Annotated in this window: 15 protein-coding genes; 8 read left to right on the top strand and 7 right to left on the bottom strand. The window is 70.5% G+C overall.

The window, feature by feature from the left end:
- Positions 1-52: 52 nt before the first annotated feature.
- Positions 53-607: a methylated-DNA--[protein]-cysteine S-methyltransferase gene (locus ACZ4S3_RS22605; RefSeq protein ID WP_467936900.1), complete on the top strand. Its 555-nt coding sequence runs from the start codon at positions 53-55 to the stop codon at positions 605-607.
- A gap of 17 nt (positions 608-624) precedes the next feature.
- Here ACZ4S3_RS22605 and ACZ4S3_RS22610 read toward each other — a convergent pair whose 3' ends face one another.
- The 7 genes from ACZ4S3_RS22610 to ACZ4S3_RS22640 form a co-directional block, all read right to left on the bottom strand.
- Positions 625-1,278 carry a LysE family translocator gene (locus ACZ4S3_RS22610; RefSeq protein WP_467936902.1) on the bottom strand — a complete coding sequence of 218 codons (654 nt, stop codon included), beginning with the start codon at positions 1,276-1,278 and terminating at the stop codon, positions 625-627.
- A gap of 49 nt (positions 1,279-1,327) precedes the next feature.
- Positions 1,328-2,602, bottom strand: coding sequence for an ATP-grasp domain-containing protein (locus ACZ4S3_RS22615; protein ID WP_467936904.1), 1,275 nt, complete (start codon positions 2,600-2,602; stop codon positions 1,328-1,330).
- Positions 2,603-2,698: 96 nt separating this feature from the next.
- On the bottom strand, positions 2,699-3,019 hold the full coding sequence (locus tag ACZ4S3_RS22620; RefSeq protein ID WP_467936906.1) for a Rieske 2Fe-2S domain-containing protein: 321 nt from the start codon (positions 3,017-3,019) through the stop codon (positions 2,699-2,701).
- Positions 3,019-4,443 carry an iron-containing redox enzyme family protein gene (locus ACZ4S3_RS22625; RefSeq protein ID WP_467936908.1) on the bottom strand — a complete coding sequence of 475 codons (1,425 nt, stop codon included), beginning with the start codon at positions 4,441-4,443 and terminating at the stop codon, positions 3,019-3,021. Before ACZ4S3_RS22625 ends, ACZ4S3_RS22620 begins: the two co-directional genes overlap by 1 nt.
- Positions 4,444-4,482: 39 nt before the next feature.
- Positions 4,483-5,568 carry a 50S ribosomal protein L11 methyltransferase gene (locus ACZ4S3_RS22630; RefSeq protein ID WP_467936910.1) on the bottom strand — a complete coding sequence of 362 codons (1,086 nt, stop codon included), beginning with the start codon at positions 5,566-5,568 and terminating at the stop codon, positions 4,483-4,485.
- Positions 5,569-5,974: 406 nt separating this feature from the next.
- A complete protein-coding gene (locus ACZ4S3_RS22635) occupies positions 5,975-7,216 on the bottom strand; it encodes an IS701 family transposase (protein WP_467936912.1) in 1,242 nt (413 codons plus the stop codon).
- Between the two features lie 869 nt (positions 7,217-8,085).
- Positions 8,086-9,282, bottom strand: coding sequence for an FAD-dependent monooxygenase (locus tag ACZ4S3_RS22640; RefSeq protein WP_467936914.1), 1,197 nt, complete (start codon positions 9,280-9,282; stop codon positions 8,086-8,088).
- 359 nt (positions 9,283-9,641) lie between these two features.
- Between ACZ4S3_RS22640 and ACZ4S3_RS22645 the strand changes: the two genes are divergently transcribed.
- The 7 genes from ACZ4S3_RS22645 (at position 9,642) to ACZ4S3_RS22675 (ending at position 17,569) form a co-directional block, all read left to right on the top strand.
- Positions 9,642-10,463, top strand: a complete 822-nt coding sequence (locus ACZ4S3_RS22645; RefSeq protein ID WP_467936916.1) for a 2-amino-3,7-dideoxy-D-threo-hept-6-ulosonate synthase — start codon at positions 9,642-9,644, stop codon at positions 10,461-10,463.
- The gene (locus ACZ4S3_RS22650; RefSeq protein WP_467936918.1) at positions 10,460-11,578 is read left to right on the top strand and encodes a 3-dehydroquinate synthase II family protein; all 1,119 of its coding nucleotides are present in this window, start codon (positions 10,460-10,462) and stop codon (positions 11,576-11,578) included. The genes ACZ4S3_RS22645 and ACZ4S3_RS22650 overlap by 4 nt, the downstream gene beginning before the upstream one ends.
- Before the next feature lie 103 nt (positions 11,579-11,681).
- Complete coding sequence (locus ACZ4S3_RS22655) at positions 11,682-13,160, top strand: amidase (protein ID WP_467936920.1); 1,479 nt, start codon at positions 11,682-11,684, stop codon at positions 13,158-13,160.
- A 6-nt stretch (positions 13,161-13,166) separates the two neighbouring features.
- Positions 13,167-14,399 (top strand): class I adenylate-forming enzyme family protein, encoded by a 1,233-nt coding sequence (locus ACZ4S3_RS22660; protein WP_467936922.1) that lies wholly within the window; start codon positions 13,167-13,169, stop codon positions 14,397-14,399.
- A 143-nt stretch (positions 14,400-14,542) separates the two neighbouring features.
- The gene (locus ACZ4S3_RS22665; protein WP_467936924.1) at positions 14,543-15,070 is read left to right on the top strand and encodes a cupin domain-containing protein; all 528 of its coding nucleotides are present in this window, start codon (positions 14,543-14,545) and stop codon (positions 15,068-15,070) included.
- A 124-nt stretch (positions 15,071-15,194) separates the two neighbouring features.
- Entirely contained in the window at positions 15,195-16,718 is a 1,524-nt protein-coding gene (locus ACZ4S3_RS22670) for an MDR family MFS transporter (RefSeq protein ID WP_467936926.1), read from the top strand.
- 110 nt (positions 16,719-16,828) lie between these two features.
- Positions 16,829-17,569 (top strand): SDR family oxidoreductase, encoded by a 741-nt coding sequence (locus ACZ4S3_RS22675; protein WP_467937025.1) that lies wholly within the window; start codon positions 16,829-16,831, stop codon positions 17,567-17,569.
- Positions 17,570-17,677: the final 108 nt, after the last annotated feature.

Raw genomic sequence — 17,677 nt, forward strand, 5'->3', positions numbered from 1 at the left:
GCCGCGGAACAAGGGACAGCCAGCCATGTCACCCAGCCGGGAGGAAGACGTCATGCATGCCAGGAGCCGCAGCGCAGCGAACGAAGTGGTGGGCGCCGTGGTCGTCGCGGAGCACCACACACCGATCGGGCGTCTGGCGCTCGCCGCCACCGATGAAGCCCTGCTCTACTGCGGCTTCTTCCCACCGGACGCCGTACGGCAGCGGCTCACGGCGGGTGCCCGGGAGTGCGTGGAAGAGGTCGGGGCCAGCCCCGGGCAGCTGGCGGTGATGGGCGAGACGCGCGGTCAGCTCGATGACTTCCTTGCGGGGAAGCGGCGCGCGTTCTCCGTTCCGCTGGACCCGAGTCTGGCCACTCCGTTCAGCAAGGAGGTCGTGCTGGCGGTCGCGGAGCACGTCCCGTACGGCGGGACGGCCACCTACGGGGAGCTCGCCGCCGCGGTGCACCGGCCCGGCTCCGCGCGGGCGGTGGGCAAGGCCCTGGGGGCGAACCCGCTGTGCGTCGTCCTGCCGTGCCACCGGGTCCTCGGTGCCTCGGGCCGGCCGACCGGATACGCGGGCGGTGTCCAGGCCAAGCGCTTCCTTCTCGACCTGGAATGTCAGGGCTGAGTGGGCGATGCGGCCACTCACCCGCCGAGCCCCAGTCGTACGGCGAACCCGATGAACACGGTCCCCACCACGGCCTCGACCACGCGCGCCGCGCCGGCGCCCGCGTCGGGCCGGCGCGCGGCCACCCGGCGGCGCAGCAGGTACACGGCGCCGCTCAGCAAGGCCAGCCACAGCGCCGCCAGCGACAAATGGACGGCGGCCAGCAGCGCGATGGTGCGCGCCGGGGGTGCCCCGGGCGGCACGAACTGCGGCAGGAACGCCAGCAGGAACAGTCCGACCTTGGGGTTGGCGCCGGTGCACAGCAGCCCCTGCAGCCAGCAGCGCCGCAGGGACACCGGGGACGGGCGGCCGGCGTCGGTGCCCGGCTTGTCGTCCGGCGGATGCGGGCGGCGCAGCGCGGACCGCAGGGCCCGTACGCCCCACAGCAGCATGACGGCCGCACCGCACCACCGGACGGCGGCGAACAGCTCGGGCCGGCCGGCCAGCACGAGGGACACCCCGCTGATGGCGAGCGCCGCATGGGCGGCCCCTGCCGTGAGCATGCCGGCCGCGGCGGCGAGCGCGGGAGCGCGCCGCCCGGTCCGCAGCACCAGCTGGGTGACCAGCGCCGCGTCGGGCCCCGGAGTGGTGATCACCAGAAGTGAGCTGCCCAGGAACCACCCGCTGATCATGGGCGGCTCCCGCGGCGCTGTGCAGCGCGGGCCCCTGGGGGCGGTGGACTCATGCCGCGTCCGCCTCCGGGTCCACGGTCAGCAGCGACTCGATCCGCCGGACCTCGGCATGATCGGCGTCGAGCTGGGCCGGGTCCTCGTGGGCGAGTACGGCGAAGCCGAGCGACAGGGTGCCCAGCAGGTCCTTGGTCGGGGCGATCCGGTCCCCGTTGCGGACCGGCACGGCCGAGACATGATGGCTTTTCACCTCCTCTATGGCATCGAGGACTTCGGCATTGCGGACCACGCCGGAGGACCGGCTGATCAGGAACACCACGCGCACCCGCCGGCGCAGCTCGTAACCGGCCGGCACGGGGCGACGGCCGGTGAAGTACGCCACCGCCCGGTCGACCTGGCTGTCTCCGGTCGCGGCGCGACAGAAGCGGGGGTGGCCGCCGCCGTGCGGCCGGGCGTTGACCTCGATCAGCCGCGGCCCGTCGGCGGTCATCATCACCTCGACATGCGCGGCTCCCCACCGGAAGCCGACCGCGTCCAGCACTCCCCGGGTGTAGCGGACCAGCTCCGGCACCTCGGGGCGGTCCTCGGGGACCCAGTCCATGGACTCGTACACCGCCATCTGCCCGCCGCTGTCGACCTTGCGGTAGCGGCACACATCCGTGACGGTGTGGGTGCCCTCGTGGCTGAAGACATCCACGACGTACTCGGTGCCGGTCGCATACTCCTGCACGAGCATCTGGTCGTTGCGGATCCCCCACTGGTTCAGCTGCCCGAGCTGGGCCTCGAACTCCTGACGCCAGCCGTGCCCGCCGGCGATCCGGGTCACACCGTCGGTGCTTGCGCTCTTCGGCGGTTTGACCACCAGGTCGTGGCCGGTAAGTCCCTCTTCGGCGAGCCAGGCGGCGACCTCGTCCGGATCGTCGGTGCACAGCTGCCGCAGCACCGGAAGGCCGGCCGCGGCAACGGCCTGCGACATCGCGTACTTGTGGCGCCGGGCCGGTGCCAGGGCCGGGACGTTCGCCACCTCGGGTACGACCTGGGCCGCCAGCCGGTCGGCGAGCTCCACGCCGATCTCGGCACCCGGCAGGACGCACCGCGGCCGCATCGCCCGCAGCCGGTCAGTCAGCGCCGCCTCGTCCCCGTCCCAGGTCAGGATCTCGTCGAAGTCCTCGGGGCGGAAGGACCCGGCGTAGGCCGGCGGGATCTGCGGATACGAGACGACCGCCACCGTCGGCACGCCTGCCGCACGGAAGGCCGGGGCGTACAGGCCTCCGGAGGAGAACGGATCGACGATGGCGGCGGGGCTGCCGGAAGGATACGGAGACACAGCTGCTGTTCCTTGTCCGCTCGGTGGATGGAGGGCTCGGGGTGCGGGTCGGCCGGCCGCGGCCGGGACCGTAGGGGCCCCGGCCGCACCGCGCGGTCAGCCCGCCAGGTCCGCCGACAGCGGGCGGTGCCCGATGCTGACCTCGGCCTCGGGCAGGCCGGGGAAGACCGCGGTGACGGTGTCGCCGCTGCGTACGGCGGGAACTTCCTGCCGCAGCCGGGTCAGCGACGTCTTGCGCTCGTGCCACGGGCACACCAGCCGGTTGCCCTCGGGGGCCAGTTCGGCCAGGTGCAGCGGGCCGCCGCGGTGCGGGCAGCGGGCCCGCATCACGAAGGAGCCCTCGTCGGTCCGCGCATACACATACGGTTCGCCGGCCACCACCGCGCAGTTGCCCCGGCCGGCCACGGAGAACGTCACTACATGCACTTCTTGTAGTCCCCCACCGAGTGGATCTGATAGACGCACTCCTCGGACTCGATGATCGCCCCGTGCAGCCGGTTGCGCTGGATGACGGTGCCTTCGCCCGCCTCGAGGATCTGGTGCGAGTCGAAGCCGGAGACGAACTTCATCGTGCCGGACACGATGTGGCACAGCTCGTCGCCGTCATGGCAGTGGGTGTTGGACAGTTCGCCGTACGGCTCGACGATGTCGGCAACCGGGGCGGTGACACGGCCGCTCGAGAGTGCGTCCCACACCGGCGCGTGCAGCTTCTTGAACTCGGGGCCGTTGTCCATCCAGGCGATCTGGGTGGCGAAGTCCTCGTCGGCGAGCTCCTGGATGCGGCGGTACTCCTCGATGCCACGGACGATCTCCGGGATGATCTGCTCGCCGTGCTCCGCGACCAGCGGGCGGATCAGCTTCTCCAGCGCCATCCGGCCGTGGTGCTGGTCGATGTGCACGTGCTCGGTGAAGTACTGGGTGTCGGCGCGGTCGCCGAAGACGTCCTTGAGCAGTGCGGTGGCCCGGCGGCAGAAGTCCACCAGCGTGGCCTCGGTGTAGTAGAGCGCGCCCACGTAACGGAAGAACAGTTCGTGGTTCTTGCCGAGGTAGTGGAAGTAGTTGTTCATCAGCAGGCTGCTGTTGAGGTAGTACTGCCAGTACCGGTGGACATCCGTCTCGAGTCCGACCGACTCCAGGGTGCGCTCGAAGAGCTGGCTGTGCTTGGTGTCGTGGACTCCGTAGCCGTACTCATCGATGATGATCTTGAACCACTCGGACTGGGCCGCGCCGTAGTAGCCGAGGACGTTGCGGATCATCGGTGAGGCCTCGGAGAGGAAGTCCGGGGCGAACTGGATGAGCCACATGCGGGCCGCGCGCTCGCGGTCGGTGGAGCCGGCGATGGCCTTTTCGGAGAGCGAAGGCCCGGCCGGTTCATGGGCGTTGAGCGACTCCAGGTAGGTTTCCAGGCTCTCGGCGGTCCACTTCCCGGAGGTCTCGACCTCCTTGTCGAGGAAGCCGAAGGCGTACCGCTCCAGGGCGGGCCGGATCACCTCGCCGAGAACCCGGTTGGTCGGGCTGTAGAAGCGCTTGAAGTCCTCCCACTTGCCCTCACCCTTCAGGCCGCCCTTGGGCAGGAAGACCAGGTCGGCCTCGTAGATGCTGGTCAGCAGGCGCTGCACGGCCAGGCTGCTGTAGTCCAGTATCTCGTCGCGGCCCGGGACCCGGTCGAGGTCCAGGTGCCGCAGCACCTGCGGGCGCAGCTGGCGCCGGTAGGGGTTGTCGCTGTTCTGCCACTCCTCGTTGTCGAGGTAGATGGGGTTGCTGGCGTAACGGACGACCGCGTCGCGCAGTTCCTGGCCGTGCAGCTCGAACGGTTCATAGGGGAACGGAGTGTGGCTCATCGGATCAGGTCGGCCTTCCTGTGAGATGGGTGCGGATGCTCAGCGTGCGGAGAGGCTGTAGTCCGTCCAGTGCAGCTCCACGTCCAGCAGGTCTCCCGGGCTGACGGGGACCGGCTTGTCGAACGGGATCAGCGCCTGCATCCAGTGGGACCCGACGTTGTCGGGAGAGTTGCGCAGTACGACTCCGGACCCGAGGTCCAGTTCGAACCAGGCGACCAGCGCGGTGGCCGGCCCCGCGGCGGTGGCGGGCACCCGGATCACCCGGCTCCCGGCCTCCAGCGGGTCGGTGAGCAGATCGAAGTCGAGCAGCTCGACGGGGCCGGAGAGGACCTCGTGCGGCCAAGTGTGCAGCCGTACGGGGAAATGGCCGCGGGTGGCGGCCATGTTCATCAGCGATACGTCGAATCCGCCGGCGTTGCCCACCCGGTTGAGGCCGTCGGCCACCTCGCTGTGGACGAGCTGGCCGTACACCCGCGCCGCGCCGGGGATCAGGACTCCGCCGGGGGCGAGGAGGTGCGTACGGGCATGGCGCATCGTGGGCAGCAGACCTTCGCCGATCAGTCCGCAGTCGACGATCTCGGAGATGAGGACATCGACCGGGCGCTCCAGGTCGCCGCCCATCTCCAGGTGGGTGGAGCGCTTGTTGACGACGGTGATGACATCGGACATCCCGTGCTCGGCGATGATCTGACGGGCTATCTCGGCGAGCAGCGGGTTCTCTTCGCAGGTGACGACCCGTCCGGCGCCGGCGCGGGCGGCGGCCATGGCCAGCAGGCCGGTGCCGGTGCCGATGTCGAGGACATGGGCGCCGGCCGGGATGCGGCGCTCCAGCGCCACGATGAGGGCGTCGTTGCGTTCGGTGTCGTTGAGCATGGCGAAGTGCCAGCGCGGGATCGTACGGGCGGCGATCTCGGCGAAGGCCGCGGAGTGCGGGGACAGGCTCTCGCGGGGCCGGGCCATGGCGTCGACCGTGGCGGTCACCAGCCGGTTCAGCTCCTGCGCCTGTGTCTGCAACGAGGCGAGCGCGAGACGCAGCCCCGGAGACGCGTCGAGGTCGAGCGCGGTGAATTCCTCGTCCCGGAATTCCGTATTCCCGTTGGTCAGGGAGTTGGCGGAAATACTCATGGCAGTGTGTGCACGCTCCTCCGGAATGAATTTCCGAATTGACGGCCGCTGGGGTGTGTATTGCCCATGGGGGCGAAGCGGGTCGTTCTCATCCTCAGGACACCATCCGCCGCGGGGGCCGGGCAAGGAACCTTTCGGAGTGCGGTCCTACTGCGGTACTTGGAGATTTCATGAAGGGCGGTGTGCGGGATTTGATGGAACTCCCTGCTGGTTACTCACGCGCACATGACCGTTCACTGATCGCTCATGTGCAATCAATCGGCCGGGCCATCACAAAAGAAATGGCGGCCTTGGGATTTCGGGCAGGCGTCATCCCGGCGCGCCGCCATGGGGCGTCGAACCGGGATGACGGGCAGGCGAATTCACCTGCCGGAAGAGGCGCCGGCCGGGTGCGGGCCGGCCTTGCTCAGTCGGCCCGGCCCAGGGCCACCGTATGGGCCGCCATGGCCAGGAGGGAGAGCGTGATGTGCCTGTACCAGGCGGTCCAGGTGCGGATCTCGTGCCGGTCGAGCCCGGTGTGCAGCCGGGCCGCGTCCAGGTGGCGCCGCGCCTGGCAGCGGGCGGATGCGGCCGTCACCATGACGTGGCCGCTGGTGCCCCGCGGGGCGTGCACCAGATAGCACTCGGTCCGCGGTGCGTCCGGGCGGCGGTGCAGCAGCAGTGAGCGGGCGAAGCCGTCGCGGAGGGTTTCCGCGGAACCCCAGTGCGAGGCGTCCGGCACCGTCAGCCGGGCCCATCGGCCGGGTGCGGCGCCGGACTCGCCCGGGGCTCCGGGCGACGGCCACCAGCGCTGCTTGGGGATGGCGGTGGTGACCGAGGCGGCGCCGAGCCGCCTGGCCGGCACGGCGAACACGTAGCCGATACCTGTCTCCTCCAGCCAGCGGCGCAGCGCCTCGTCCTGGCCGTAGTCCTGTCCGCCGCACACCCATTGGAAGGGTACGGACGAGTCCAGGGCGCGCTCGATCATCGTCCGGGCCAGCTCGGGTTTGGTCCGGTACGCGAGGCGCTCCTGGGGGACGCCGGCCTTGATGCAGCGTTGCGGATCGTCGGTCCAGGACTCCGGCAGCAGCAGTTCACGGTCCATCAGAGCGTCGCCGTGCGGGGAGATGTAGGCGGTCATGACCGCGGTCTGGCAGTTCTCGACGCGGCGGGTGAGTTCGGTGTACTGGCGGGCGGCGGCGACGGTCTTGGCGCCTTTCTTCAGGGCGTCCGTCTGCCCGAGGACGAGCATCGCCCCCGGATGGCCCAGGTTTTCCGAGAGGTAGCCGCGGACGGTGGCCTGGACCGCATCGGCATCCCACCGGGCGCGGGTGAGCAGTCGTTGCATCCGCCAGGGGGATGAGTCCCCGACCCGCTGGGCGAGCTGCCAGGTGTTGCTCCGTCCGCCGTCGGCGAGCAGGCCCAAGGCGTACTGCATGGCCTGCGCCCGTGGTTCGGGGCGGGCGAACAGCGGGCCGATCCGCTCCCCCAACTCGGCCAGGACCGCATTCAGTTGACTCCCGTCGGCGCGGGGACTCCGCCGCCCGACAGCGGCGGGCGGCTCCCAGCCGGTGTCCGCGGGCAGCGGGTCCGGCAGCCGGGCGGCGGCCGCCTCGGCGGGCGCGGGTTTTCGGACGGACTCCGTGGTGGATATTGCGGTCGGTAACACGGTATCCGGCAGTCTGGTAGCGCACTCGGTAACGATCACTAGAGCTCCTCCGTCGGGCGCACGGCCGTATGACCGCACGCCTGCTCTGGCGCGGTACGTGCTTCATTCCAGGTGGGGTGAATAACGATCAGCGGGCAGCAAGAAAGCGGACAGACGCCTTCCGGTATCCGCGGGCGGGCATGTTCGGTCACCCAAACCCCGGCAACTCCGGCCCAGTCCGTCGCGAACCCCCCGCTGCTTCAAATGGCCCGGTCGGCGACGGAAACAAACTATTCAGTCAGTTTGTTTCTTGATCGCCCGAAGCATGCCCCCCGCACACTTTTCGGACCAACCCCAGCGAACCTCACGTCCTGAATGCTCGGCAACTAAAAGATAGGTAAAGGAAAATTAAAGCACGAGTCATGGAAAGAGATCTTCAGGGGCCAAGTGGTGCAACATACCTGCAGGTAGGCGCACCGTCGACGGCTCAGCGGGCCGAGATATGCCCGGATCGGAGAAATGATCCCGTCGGTTTGTTTGACTCGAATGCCGTTCCTGAAGCAGGCCCTCCGCAACCTTCTGGGGCGCTGCGGTGTTCCAGAGGCGTAGGGCGGAGAATTGACGGCAGCGATCAACGGTGGGGCATGCGGGACCCCACCTCAGGAAACACCCTGGAAAGCTCTTTCCGGGTGACCGCGCGGGCCATCAGTGGCGCGGAGTGAATCCAGCCATATTCCATGGGCCGTACGGCGGGGAATCGGACGGCGGACATGCAGAAAAGGCCCGGCCCCCTGGAGGCCGGGAGCCGTCCAGGGGGCCGGGAGATCACGGCGGGAGATCGCGGCAGGAGATCGCCAAAGTAGATCAAGCCGGTGGATCAGCCCGATAGATCAGGCCGGCTGATGGCTCGCCAGGGAGCTTTCGACGTCGTAACCGTGAAGCCAGTCCTGCCGTTCCGGCGCGGGAGTGCCCATCGCCGCATCGCGCTCGTGCTGCGCCTCGCCGTCCGCCAGGTGGAACGCCGTGCTGTTGCCCCGGGAACGCTCCTGCACCAGCGTGGTCCGCGGCCTGCGCAGCGACTCGTAGCGCTGCAGTGCCGCGGGGAATTCCCCGGGGGCGGCGTCCCGTAGACAGGCCGCCAGGGCCACGGCATCCTCGATCGCCTGGTTGGCGCCCTGGCCCATGAACGGCAGCATCGGATGCGCCGAGTCGCCCAGCAGCGTGACGCGGCCGGTGCTCCACCGCTCGATGGGGTCGCGGTCGTGCAGCGCCCACAGGCTCACCTCGTCCGCCGCGCCGATGACCGACGTGACATCCGCGCACCACCCCTCGTAGGCCGCGGCCACGTCCTGCACCCGGCCCCGGCGCGACCACGACTCGTCACCGGAGCCGCTGGTGGGCACCGTCGCCACGAAGTTGACCAACCGCCCGCCCGCCACCGGATAGCAGACGAAATGCCGTCCCGGCCCCAGCCACAACTGCACCCGGGGCTCCGCCACCAGCGCGGGTATGCGCCGGCTGTCGACCAGCCCCCGGTAGACGGACTGGCCGGAGAACCGCGGCCGGTCGGCCACCAGAGCCTGGCGCAGTACGGAGTGGATGCCGTCGGCGCCGACGACCGCGTCCGCCACGGCCTCCGCGCCGTCCGCGAACCGCAGCACGACCTCGTCCGGGCCCTCCTCGGCCACGGTGCACCGGGCGTCCAGCCGCACCATGCCCGGCGGCAGCGCATCGACCAGCGCCCGGTGCAGATCGGCCCGGTGCATGGCGAAGTACGGAGCGCCGTACCGCTTCTCGCAGTGCTCCCCCAGGAGCCCGCGGCTGATCACCGATCCGTCGGCCCAGCGCCGGAACTCCATGGCCGCAGGCACCACGGCCGACGCGCGCAGCGCGGACTCCAGCCCGAGGCGGTGCAGCAGCCTGGTCGCGCTCGGCGCCAGCTGCAGGCCCGCTCCCACCTCCGCCAACCGGGGCGCCTGTTCGTACACCTGGCACTCCAGCCCGGCCCGGTGCAGCGCGAGCGCGAGCGTCAGACCCGCCAGCCCTCCTCCGACCACAGCGATGCGCGGCGGCGTGTCCTGCCTCATCGGCCCCTCCTCTACAGGCGCGGTGCCCCTTCAGGCACGGTCAACCGCAGAACACCGAAGAGCCCAACTCGGTTGCGTTCTCGGGGAAATTGGCCTCCCCGGGCGGCGAAGTACCGCTGTAGCCGCCAACTTCTTCTCCATTCGGCGCCGGAGCCCCGAGGATGTTGCTCCGGGCGCCGCCGGGACATAAGAATCTGTATCCGGCGGGAACGTACACGGGCTGAAGCCGGAGCGCTCCAAAATGCATTCATCCCGGCCTGCGTCGGCCCGTTTCCCAAGAGTTCATCATTCTCCGGGTCTTTATCAATCCGCAGTTGCGACTGACGGTTCCCGTATCACCCGTGCTTACGGAGGGTGCTGTGCCCCTACTACCTCTGAGCGGTAAATCGCTGCGCCTTACCCGACTTTCAAGGCCCGGCGACGGAAAATTTCTCATCGTACCCATGGACCATTCCGTGGCCGACGGCCCCATCGCCGACGCCGCCGGGTTCAGCCGGATCGTCGGTGACGTGGTGACCGCCGGTGCCGACGCCATCGTCGTGCACAAGGGGCGCGCCCGGACCATCGAACCGGCCCTGCTGAACGGCGCCGCCCTGATCGTCCACCTCAGCGCCAGCACTCCGCACGCACCCGACGGCGACGCCAAGGTCCTCGTCGGCGGCGTCGAAGAAGCGGTACGCGCCGGGGCGGACGCGGTCAGCGTGCACATCAACATCGGCTCGGACACCGAGCGGCGCCAACTCGCCGACCTCGGTGCGGTCGCCGCAGGCTGCGAACGCTGGGGCATGCCGCTGCTGGCGATGATGTACGCACGCGGGCCGCGCATCCAGGACCCCCGCGACCCCGCACTCCTCGCGCATGTCGTGAGCATCGCCGTCGACCTCGGGGCCGACCTGGTGAAGACCGTCGCGGCGGGCACGGCGGAGGACATGGCAGGCATCGTCGCCAAGACGCCGGTCCCGGTTGTCGTGGCCGGCGGCGCGGCCGACAGCCGTGGCCTCACCGAATTCGCCCACTTCGCGATGGACGCCGGCTGCCGCGGACTCGCCGTCGGCCGCCGGGTGTTCCACAGCCCCGACCCCGCGGAGGCGGTACGCGCACTGGCCGCCGCCGTCCACGAACCACGACCGGACACCGCCCCGAATTCAACCTCCCTACCCGAACTGGCAGGTGCGATGTGAAGTTCGCCTGGATTGACATTCGTTCCGTTTCCGCCGATCAGCGCGAGGCGCTGGTCGAGGCGGCCGTGCACGCCCGCATCGACGGCATCGTCGACGACGGACCGGAGATCCTGGCCACCCTCCCCCCGACCGTGCGCAAGGTGCTGGTCGCCAAGGGGCCCGGAGACGGGGCCGCCGCGGACTGGGACGGCTACGACGTACTGCTCACCGACGTCACGGACAACGGCGGTCTCGCCGTACTGCAGGGCCGCGCCCTTGAGGGCCAGGACTCCGTCGCCGCCCATGTGCCGGTCGTCGACGACGCCTCGCTGACCCTGGCGTGCTCGGCCGCACGGGCCCTGCCCTACACCGCGGTCACCTTCAAGGACCCCACCAAGATCCCGCTGGAGATCGTGATCGCCGCGGCCGACAAGGCCCCGGGGCAGCTGATCTGCCGGGCGGACTCCCTGGAAGAAGCGAAGATCATCCTCGATGTGCTGGAGAAGGGCTCGGAGGGCATCCTCCTCGCGCCGACCTCCGTGGCCGAGGTGCTGGAGCTCGCCGAGCTCCTCCAGACCGACACCCCGCCGCTGCAGCTGACCGAGCTGACCGTGGAGTCCATCGAGCACAGCGGACTCGGCGACCGGGTGTGCGTCGACACCTGCAGCTACCTGCACAAGGACGAGGGCATCCTGGTCGGCTCGTACTCCCACGGTTTCATCCTGTGCTCCAGCGAGACCCACCCGCTGCCCTACATGCCGACCAGGCCGTTCCGTGTCAACGCCGGTGCCCTGCAGTCCTACGTCCTGGGCACCGACAACCGCACCAACTACCTGAGCGAACTGGGCGCCGGCGACACCGTCCTGGCCGTCAGCACCACCGGCCGCACCCGCCGCGTCGTGGTCGGCCGCGTCAAGCTCGAGTCGCGCCCGCTGCTCACCATCAAGACCCGCGCCGACGACGGCACCCTGGTGAGCCTCGCCGTCCAGGACGACTGGCATGTGCGGGTGCTCGGCCCCGGGGACGCGGTGCGCAACGTCACCGAGCTCAAGAAGGGCGAGAAGCTCATGGGCTACCTCGCGACCGACCAGCGCCACGTCGGCTGGCCGGTGGGCGAGTTCTGCGTCGAGAAGTAGGCCAGCGCGCCGGCTCGGGCGCCCGCCGGTACGGGCCCGTCTCCCAGGGGCCCGTACCGGGGCACCCGAGCCGGCAGCGCGCTAAGTAGAGGGAAGTCGCACCATGGATGAACTCGCCTATCAGCCGGCCGCCCGCCTCGCCGGGATGATCCGCCGCCGTGAACTGTCGCCGGTCGAACTGGTCCAGGCCTGCCTCGACCGCATCGAACGCCGTAACCCGGCCGTCAACGCCTTCGTCACCGTCTGCGCCGACGAGGCCCTGGACGCCGCCCGGCGCGCGGAGCGCGAGGTGCTCACCGGCAACCCGCTGCCGCCGCTGCACGGTCTGCCCGTAGGCATCAAGGACCTCGACCCGGTGGCGGGGATCCGCACCACCCAGGCGTCCTACGCCTTCCAGGACACGGTGCCCGAAGCGAACGGCGTGAGCGCCGAACGGCTCCAGCAGGCCGGCGCCATCGTCATCGGCAAGACGAACACCCCGGAATTCGGGCACAAGGCCATCACCGACAACTTCCTGTTCGGGCCCACCAGCACGCCCTTCGATCTGTCCGCCAACGCGGGCGGCTCCTCCGGTGGCGCCGCCGCCGCCGTCGCCGAAGGCCTGGTGCCCATCGCCCAGGGGTCCGACGCGGGCGGCTCACTGCGCGTCCCGGGATCCCTGTGCGGGGTGTTCGCCCTCATGGGCACCTTCGGCCGGGTGCCCACCGTAGTGCGGCCCAATGCGTTCGGGCTGCTCAACCCCATGGTGTGCTACGGCCCGGTCACTCGCACCGTCGAGGACGGGGTGCTGATGTTCGAGGTGATGGCCGGCCCGCACGCCCGCGACCCCTATTCGCTCCCCGCCGCGCCCGAACGCCTCTCCGAGGCGCTGCGGCGCCCGCTCACCGGGCTACGCGTGGCCTACTCCCCCGACCTCGGCGGCTTCCCGGTCGAGCCCGATGTCGCGGCCGTCGTACGGGAATCGCTCGGGGCGCTCATCGACGACGGCGCCGAGGTCGTCGAGGTCGACATCAAACTGCCGCGTCCCCACCAGGAGTTCACGGCGCTGTGGCGGCGCATGCAGGCCGTCCGCCAGGTGGAGTTCCTCACCCGTATGCGGCGGGCCGGCGTGGACGTCCTCGCCCACCGCGACCGCATCGCCCCCACCTACCTGGAACTCCTCGAGATGGGAGCCCAGCCCTCGGCCGTCGATTACCGCCTCGAGGACGTCCTGCGCAGCGAACTCCTCGACTCGCTGGAGGACGTCTTCGACGAGTACGACCTCATCGTGAGCCCGGTGACCTCGGTGGCACGCATACCCAACGCCGCCGACCGCACCACCGTGGGCCCCTCCGAGGTCGCAGGCCAAAGCGTCAACCCGCTGGTCGGATGGTGCCTGACGGGCCTGTACAACTTCATCGGCAGCCCCGCCGCCACGGTCCCCGCCGGCTTCACCCCGGCCGGGCTCCCTGTCGGCCTGCAGGTCGCCGCGCGGCGTTTCGACGAGCCGCAGGTCGTCGCCGCATGCGCCGCCGTGGAACGCCGCCGCCCCTGGCACGAGGGCTACGAGCGCCTGGAGCTGCGGCGCGAGCGGGAAGGCTGAGTCACGGTGTCCCTCACCTCCCGTCGGGGCACCGACTGGTGGGGCGCCGGGCTGCTGGAGAACCGGCCGCCCGACGCCCCTTGGGCGGTCGCCCGCAGCGCGGTCACCTATGGTCAACTGCGCGCCCAGGTAGCCTCGTTACGGCACACCCTTCGGTCGTACGGCATCGGGGCGGGCAACACCGTCGCCCTGCAGGGCGCCCGCAGCTTCACCCAGATGTGGGCGCTGCTGGCGCTGTGGTCGTGCGGCGCCCAGGTGATGCTGATGGGGCCCGGCCTGCGCGGCCGCGAACTGGGCACGCTCCTGGACCGCTGCCGGCCCCAGTACCACCTGTCCTTCGACGCTCCCGGGTGGGCGGCAGGGACGTTCCACGACGAGTGCGAGGTCCTCGTCCGCCGGCTGATCGGCGGCCGGCCGGCCGAAACCCCGCACTGCCTGGTCCAGTTCACTTCCGGCAGCACCGGGATCGCCAAGCCGATCGGCCGCACGCCCGAGTCCCTCACCACGGAACTCGGGCGGTTCCGTGCGATCGGCGGGATGCCCCGGGCCGGTGAGAAGGCGCTGCTGCTGGCGCCGCCGGAGCACTCCTTCGGGCTGATCGGCGGTCTGCTGCATGCCATGAACACCGGAGCGGTCACGGTGTTCGCCCGGGACACGGGCCCCGAGGCAGTGCTCGAGGCCTGCCGCGCGCAGGGCGTCGATGCCGTCCTCGGGGCGCCCGCGCATTTCGCGGCCCTCGCCGCCCACGACGGCGTACCGCCGCTGCCTCGGCTGCGGGCGGTGATATCCGCCGGTGATGTGCTGGACCGGCAGGTGCCCACCCGCTTCGCCGAGCGCTTCGGGCTGCGGATCGGCCAGGCGTACGGCACGACCGAGACCGGCATCATCGCGGTCGACGCGGCCGGGGCACACGGGCCGGGCACGGTCGGGGTACCGGCGCCCGGGGTCCGGGTCCGGCTGGTCTCCGGGGAGCTCCAGGTTCGGCTGCCCGCTTCGCCGTATCTGGCGCCGGAAGAACCTCCGGCACGCTTCCTCGCGGACGGCGGGCGCGACCCGGGCGGCTGGCTGTGTACCCGTGACCTCGTCGAAGTCGATCCGGCCGGCGGGGCGCTGCGCCTGCTGGGGCGGCTCGATCCGCTGGCCGACCGGCGCGGGCTGACCGCCGGCGCCACTCAGCGCCAGGTCGCCGACCGCGCCGTCGTCCGGCATCTCGGCCGTGACGGCTCCCTCGCCATCTGAATCCGAAAGTGCATCCCGGGCTGCCTGTCGGCCCGGGATGCAACCGTTTCCGAACGGGCGGTGTTTCCCCTTTGCATGCCACTGAACCGGACGCTCCGCGTCACAGCGACTCCCTTTCCGTACTCACCCGAGCTGGAGGCCCCATGACCGAGGCAACGATGACCAAGGGAAAGGAAGACGACGACCCGGAGCGCCCCGCACGCGTACTCCACGTCCCCGCCGGAGAGGGCCCGACCGTCTGGGTCGACGGCGACACGTACACCATCAAGGCGAGCCATGCGAACACCGGCGGCCGACTGGCCTTCATGGAGGCATCCGTGCCTCCCGGCTGCGGTCCCTCCGCCCATGTGCACCGTGGCGAGGACGAGGCGTACTACCTGCTCTCCGGTGAACTCGAAGTCCTCGACTCGGGCCGTACGTTCACCGCCCAGCAGGGCGACTTCGTGTTCATACCGCGCGGGGTGACCCACCGGTTCAAGAACACCGGTCTGCACGTGGCCAAGATGGTCTTCCTGTTCACCCCCGCCGGATTCGACAAGTTCTTCCTCGAAGCCGGCGACCCGGCCCAGCCCGGCGTGCAGCCCCAGCCGTGGCCGGCAGAGCACTTCCCGCACATCGCCGAAATAGGCGCCCGCCATGGCTGGGAGCCAGGAGAAGAACCCGCCCGCTGACCCCGGCAGCCGCCAGAACCGCAGCCTCCGGCCCGAAGGCTGCATACGGACCACGTCCCCGCCGACCGTGCGCACACGCGAGGAGCGCGCGGGACGGAACGCAATGACAGCACGGAAGGTAACGATGGAAGAGACCGCGGCGACATCCCCGCCGGAAGTCGACAACGCCCCGCGCGCCGAGGCGCCCTCCGAGGGAAGCGAGCAGGGAGAAAAGGGCCTGCTGCCCATCGGTTCGACGCTGTCCCTGGGCGCCGTCATCGCCCTGCTCAGCACCACCATCGTGTCGGTGGGCATGGGACGCCTGGCCGAGGTGTTCTCGGTGCCCCTGTCCACCGTGCAGTGGGTGAGCACCGCCTACCTGCTGGCGATCGCCGTCGCCATCCCGATCGCCGGCTGGGCGATGGACCGCTTCGGGGAGAAGGCCCTCTGGCAGGCAGCCATCGTCGTCTACCTCATCGGCTGTGTGCTGGCCGCCGTCGCCACCACCGTCGGCACTCTGATCGGCGCCCGGGTCGTCCAGGGCATCGGCGGGGCCATGTTCGAGCCGATCATGCTCACGATGCTGGCCCGCGCGGCCGGCCCGAAGCGCGCCACCACCGTGCTGAGCATGGTCCAGATCCCCATCACGCTCGCCCCGGTCTTCGGGCCGATGGTCGGCGGCGTGCTCATGGACAACCTGGACTGGCGCTGGCTGTTCTGGTTCAACGTCCCGCTCGGCCTGCTGTGCGCCGTGCTGGCCCAGCGCATCCTGCCCACCGACCCGCCCCGTGAGGAGCGCGGTGTCTCCCGGCTCGATGTGAAGGGCCTGGCCCTGCTGCCCGCAGCGCTGGCCGGACTGCTGCTCGGCTTCTCCCAGCTGGCCAGCGGCGGCGGCATCGGCGCCCCGGTCGTCCTGGTCTCGTTCGGCGTCGGCGCGGTCCTGCTGATCGCCTACGTCGTTCACGCCCTCCGCATGCGGGGCGTCCCCCTCATCGATGTGCGGCTGTTCGCCACCGGCCGGTTCACCGCCGCCGCCCTGGGCTCGTTCCTGTTCGGCGCCTCGGTCTACGGCATGATGTTCCTGCTGCCGCTGTTCTTCCAGCAGGGCGGCGGCTTCGACGCATGGACCTCAGGTCTCCTGCTCGCCCCGCAGGGCGTCGGCACGGTCCTGATCCTGCCCGCCGTGGGACGCCTCGTCGCCCGGTTCGGGCCCCGTACCGTCGTGCTCGCCGGCATGGCGCTCGCGGCGGTCAGCACCATCGCGTACACCCAGTTCGACCCCGCCAACGACACCGCACTGCTGGTCGTCGCGCTCCTGGTGCGGGGCGTCGGCCTGGGCACCACGCTCGCCCCGGCGCTGTCCACGGGCTTCACCAGCATCGCCCCGGAGAACACCGGCCGGGCCAGCAGTGCCCTGATCGCCTCCATCCAGCTGGGCGGTTCGGTCGGCACGGCGCTGCTCGCCGTTGTCGTACAGCAGCAGCTGACCGACCGTCTGGGCCCGTCCGGTTCCGCCGCGTCGGTCGCCACCTCGCCCCATCTGGCAGGGCCGATCACCGAGGCGTTCGGCTCGGCCTTCTGGTGGACGCTCGGCCTCTGCGTGGTCGGCGCGATCGTCGCCCTCTTCCTGCCCAGCGCCGAGCGCGGGAGCACTCCGGCGGAAGCCTGACCCGGCGCGGCACGGCCGCCGCCATAACCAAGCCACCACCCGAGAAGACGCAACACCTGTCGATCGAAATACCTGTAAATCGAAATACCTGTGAGAGGACGCACAACGTGTTGGACACGCTCAACGGCAAGGTAGCTCTGGTCACCGGGGCATCCCGCGGCATCGGTGCGGCGATTGCGCAGCGCCTGGCGGCCGATGGTGCCGCCGTGGCACTCACCTACTCCCATTCCAAGGACCGCGCCGAGGAGGTCGTCGCCGGGATCCGCTCCGCAGGCGGACGCGCCCACGCCATCCAGGCCGACAGCTCAAAGGACGAGGACATCGCCGCGGCCGTCGACGAGACGGTGCGGGTCCTGGGCAGCCTGGACATCCTCGTGAACAACGCCGGCGGCGGCACCTTCGGCCCCGTGCAGGACCTGCCCATCGACGCCATCGACACCATGATCGATGTGAACATCCGTGGGGTGGTCGTCGGGATCCGGGAGGCGCTCCGGCATCTCCCGGACGGGGGCCGCATCATCACGATCGGCAGCATCAACGCCGACCGCATCCCCTTCCCCGGCGGTTCCGTCTACGGCATGACCAAGGCGGCAGTGGCCGGTCTGACCCGCGGCCTGGCCCGGGAGCTGGGCCCGCGCGGCATCACCGTCAACAATGTCCAGCCCGGTCCGACGGACACGGACGCCAACCCGGCGGACGGTCCGATGTCCAGCAGCATGCTCAGCTGGATGGCACTGGACCGGTTCGGCAAGTCCGAGGAAATTGCGGCGATGGTCTCGTATCTCGCCGGCCCTGAGTCCGGCTTTGTCACCGGCGCGAGCCTGGACATCGACGGCGGCTTCGGCGCCTGAGGCTCTTGACCGAGGTCCCGCTGCCGTCCCGCCCGGGGCAACCAGCTCCGGGCGGGACGGCATCACCGGGACGGCATCACCGAGGCCGCCTCACCGGGAAGGCATCAC

Source organism: Streptomyces sp. NPDC028368 (assembly GCF_055565615.1).